Annotated in this window: 4 protein-coding genes and 1 pseudogene; 4 read left to right on the top strand and 1 reads right to left on the bottom strand. The window is 50.4% G+C overall.

The window, feature by feature from the left end:
- The 4 genes and pseudogenes from Q7V06_RS07315 to Q7V06_RS07300 all read left to right on the top strand — a co-directional run.
- Positions 1-263 (top strand): annotated as a pseudogene (locus tag Q7V06_RS07315) (sulfate transporter); the annotation flags it as partial.
- A gap of 33 nt (positions 264-296) precedes the next feature.
- On the top strand, positions 297-863 hold the full coding sequence (locus Q7V06_RS07310) for a 5-formyltetrahydrofolate cyclo-ligase (RefSeq protein ID WP_304840103.1): 567 nt from the start codon (positions 297-299) through the stop codon (positions 861-863).
- Between the two features lie 9 nt (positions 864-872).
- Positions 873-1,757: a formylmethanofuran--tetrahydromethanopterin N-formyltransferase gene (fhcD, locus tag Q7V06_RS07305; RefSeq protein WP_304840100.1), complete on the top strand. Its 885-nt coding sequence runs from the start codon at positions 873-875 to the stop codon at positions 1,755-1,757.
- 43 nt (positions 1,758-1,800) lie between these two features.
- Positions 1,801-2,871, top strand: coding sequence for an AI-2E family transporter (locus Q7V06_RS07300; protein WP_304840098.1), 1,071 nt, complete (start codon positions 1,801-1,803; stop codon positions 2,869-2,871).
- Between the two features lie 214 nt (positions 2,872-3,085).
- Here Q7V06_RS07300 and Q7V06_RS07295 read toward each other — a convergent pair whose 3' ends face one another.
- A complete protein-coding gene (locus tag Q7V06_RS07295; protein WP_304840096.1) occupies positions 3,086-3,682 on the bottom strand; it encodes a nitroreductase family protein in 597 nt (198 codons plus the stop codon).
- Between the last annotated feature and the right edge of the window lie 238 nt (positions 3,683-3,920).

The raw sequence follows: 3,920 nt of genomic DNA, 5'->3' as shown, positions 1-3,920 counted from the left end.
CAGGGGTCCTTATCATCGCTTTTGCAATAGCTTTTGTACCACCTGAGGTACTCACCCTGATCCCCTATGGCATCTTTGGAGGTCTCCTCGTCTTCGTTGCGATTGAACTTGGAAAGCATGGGGCAAAGACCAGCTCATATCCTATTACCATCATGATAGGCATCATCGCACTCATCGGAGGAATGACACCCGCATTCATCATCGGGATGATTGCAGCATATTGTGTGAGGAGAAGGAAGAGTGAGAGTGACACCCTCACATGAACTCTTATATACCTCCCGGATATACTACTGGATATGAGGGAAGATAAGAAAAAGATACGTGACACCCTGCGCCAAAGAAAGGATCGGCAGAGCCCTGAAGAGCGTTTTGAGAAGAGCAAGGAGATATGCCGCCATCTGATGAAGATGATCTCACCCGGCGAGACGGTATTGGTCTACACCTCAAAGGAGAAGGAGGTGAATACCGTTCCACTCATTACAATGCTCCTGACATACGGAAACCCGGTTGTCGTTCCGATCATCCAGAGTGAGGACGTCAGCCTCAGGTTATCATATATCAGAGACCTTGGGGTGCTTGTCCCAAGTACCTTCGATGTCCCTGAGCCGATCGGAAATGAGATACCAGCAGATGGTGCCGATGTCGATACGATCATCCTTCCGATGCTCGGATTCGACAGGCGAGGAGGGAGAATCGGGTATGGGGCAGGATACTATGATCGGTTCCTTGAAGGGTATCCGGATATCAGAAAGATCGGAATTGCATTCTCCTGCCAGGAGATGGAGTCGATCCCACTGGACCCCCATGACGTCATGATGGATGCAATCATCACAGAAGATGGAGTCATATTCAAGAGGGGGTGATCAGATCGTATGGAGTTAAACGGAGCGGTCATCCTCGACACCTTTGCAGAGGCATTTCCGATCTGGGTATCGCGGATCATCATAACAGCAGACTCACCTGAATGGGCGTATGCAGCGGCGGCAGAAGCAACCGGGTTTGCCACATCAAAGATCTTCTGCCCCTGTGAAGCCGGGATCGAAAGAGAATGGAGAGTTACACCTGATGGAAGGCCGGGTATCTCAGTGCTGATCTGCGGGGAAAAGAAACAGATGCGATCTCTGGTTGCAGATCGGATCTCCCAGTGCATACTGCCCACACCGACTGCATCTGCTTTCAATGGCCTGCCTGATACCAGAGACAGGTTTTATACACGCATGCATTACTTCGGGGACGGGTATGAAGAGCGATGTATCGTCGGAGGAAGACCATGCTGGCGGATTCCGGTTATGGAAGGCTACTACACCGGAGAAGAGCGGTATGGGACCGTGAAGGGGATCGCTGGCGGCAACTTTCTGGTGATGGCTGAGGAGAGTTGTGACGCACTTGCTGCTGCAAAGGCCGGTGTTGCTGCCATCACCCCGATGGAAGGGGTGATCACTGGTTTTGCCGGAGGAGTTGTCGGGAGTGGGTCGAAGGTAGGGTGTAAGAATTATCTGTTTCCGATGCCCGCAAGCACAAATCATCGCTGGTGTCCGGCATTGAAGGAGAAAATTTCCGATTCACTGGTACCCGATGGTGTAAACTCCATCTATGAGGTTGTCATTAACGGGATCAGTGAGGCGGCCATCACTTCAGCAATGAAAGCCGGAGTGGAGGCCGCAACCCGACAGGGTAAACTGCTCTTTATCGGGGCATCGAACTTTGAAGGAAGGCTTGGACCACACCAGTTCCATCTGCACGACCTCTTCAAATAGTGAGCACCATGGTACCATTTATTGAGACTATCAGGAGACCCTTATGATCGAGACGAAAAACATTCCAAAGACCTATGCAACCGTCGTCCTACTGGCGTTCATCATTGTACTCGTCATCGGAATACAGATGACATCGTATATTGTCAACATTCTTATTCTATCACTCATCATGACGATGCTGACCTATCCCTGTGTTCGCTGGATAAAAGAGAAGGGTTTTCCGGATATTGCGGCGGTCAGTATCATCACCGGAATTGCCATCCTTATCGTCGTCGGAATGATTCTGCTTATCATCACCTCCCTTCAGCAACTGATCATCGACCTCCCGCTCTATCAGGTCGAATTACAGGAGAGGCTTGCCGACATCATCATCATCCTTGATAAAATCGGTATCGATCAGACTGCCCTCACTCATCCGACACTGAATCTTCAGTCAGCTGCACTGGTGATCTCCTCATCAATGTTCTCCATCGGAGAGGCGATCATGTACCTCTTCTTCATCGGCGTTACAACCTTCTTTGCGCTTCTTGAGGCACCGAAGATCCCCGGGAGGATACGGAGCGTGTTTGGGGGGGAGAGTGAATCACTCAAACAATTTGGCAGAATGAGCAGATTCACCATTGATTTCGTTGTCGTCAGAACCCAGGCAAATGCAATCCATGGATCTCTCTTTGGAGCATTCCTTTTAGTTATGGGGGTGCATTCTGCTATCCTCTGGGGAATAATGACCTTCATACTCGGATACATCCCCTATATCGGGCTGATAATTGCCGCTCTTCCTGCGTTATTCTTCGCCTGGCTGCAATTCGGCACCTGGGGGGCGATAGCGGTTGTTGTGGCGGTCATTCTCTTGAATATCATCGTCGAAAACCCGGTGTACGCCCACCTTGCTGCAAAAAAGTTTGAGATGCCCGCCCTCATCGTCATCCTCTCACTCATCTTCTGGAGCTGGACACTTGGGATCGCAGGGCTTGTCTTTGCCGTTCCAATCACCCTCCTTCTCCTGATAGTCTTTCAGTCGAGTGATGAGACACGCTGGATTAACACACTCCTTGGCGTAGACCGGATCTTCGAAGAGATCGCAGAAGGCTCATCAGAGGAGAAAAAGAACTGAGTACTCAGGAAACGGTTAAAATTGGTACGCACACCGGAGGGATCAAGATAGTATCCGACACCCCTCCGGTGATCTCCATCCTGAATTATCCTCAAAAGAGGTGATCTGCCGATGAGATCGCACAAAGGGAAGGGTCTGCAACCCCTATTCTGCAAGAAGAGAGGTTTGTGAGGAGAGCAAAAACCTCCCGGAGGCATTCCATCATCTCACGATTCTATCGTGTATCCTGCGTTCTTCTGAGAATACAATCGTCAACAGAACGTTTCGGTACATGATGAATACCATCAGACGATCGCCAGTATCGTATGTCACCGTCCGGCCCAGGAGATTCTATCCGAATCTCTTCTGCGGGGTAGCCGAGTGCCATAACCAGGAGGATCTCATATCCCTCAGGCAATCTGAGGAGATGCGACAGGTCAGATCTCTTGATCGAGCCGAAGAGACAGCCGGAGATCCCAATCTCTGCTGCGGCAAGGAGGATCGTCTGTGCCGCAATACCGAGATCGATTGATGGATCAGGGGTACATCCCTTCGGTGCCACGATGATAATGTATGCCGGGGGTCGCTCACCAATCTCCGGACCATCCCAGTCGGGGAGGTCAAGCGCCCATAAGAGACATGACCGGATCTGAGCCGTCTCCTCCGGCTCAACAGAGAGGATATACTTCAGAGGCTGGCGATTCCTTGCAGAGGGACAGAGGCGCGCAATATCCACGAGATCACGGAGGATAGACTCTGAAAGCCTCTGATCTTCTTTAAAACGGCGGGTGCTCCGGCTCCTCCGGGTAAGGGATCTGATACATTCTTCCATAGCATTCATTTTTTCCAGTAAAGTAATAAAATCAGAGGGCCCTCCATCGTGCAGAGAAGGGATGAGATCGCGGTATGACGATCAACCGATACAGATCTTTTACAAAACGGGACATCATGGGATAAAAAAATAAAATTATCAGACGATTCAGCGAGAGGGTGATTGGAGATAAAGAAGAGTGCTCTCCCGTACCTCCGGTATGATGCAGCATTATGTCTCCTTCAACCATCTGTTTTAT

It is taken from the genome of Methanocalculus sp., assembly GCF_030651615.1.
GTDB lineage: Archaea > Halobacteriota > Methanomicrobia > Methanomicrobiales > Methanocorpusculaceae > Methanocalculus.
The sequence above is the reverse complement of the archived record's forward strand: the minus strand, read 5'-3'. Positions and strand labels throughout refer to the sequence as shown.

Bases quoted from the DNA above. Each gene is read 5' to 3' on its own strand.
- Q7V06_RS07310 (WP_304840103.1), top strand. From the start codon at position 297: ATGAGGGAAGATAAGAAAAAGATACGTGACACCCTGCGCCAAAGAAAG.
- fhcD (WP_304840100.1), top strand. From the start codon at position 873: ATGGAGTTAAACGGAGCGGTCATCCTCGACACCTTTGCAGAGGCATTT.
- Q7V06_RS07300 (WP_304840098.1), top strand. From the start codon at position 1,801: ATGATCGAGACGAAAAACATTCCAAAGACCTATGCAACCGTCGTCCTA.
- Q7V06_RS07295 (WP_304840096.1), bottom strand. From the start codon at position 3,682: ATGGAAGAATGTATCAGATCCCTTACCCGGAGGAGCCGGAGCACCCGC.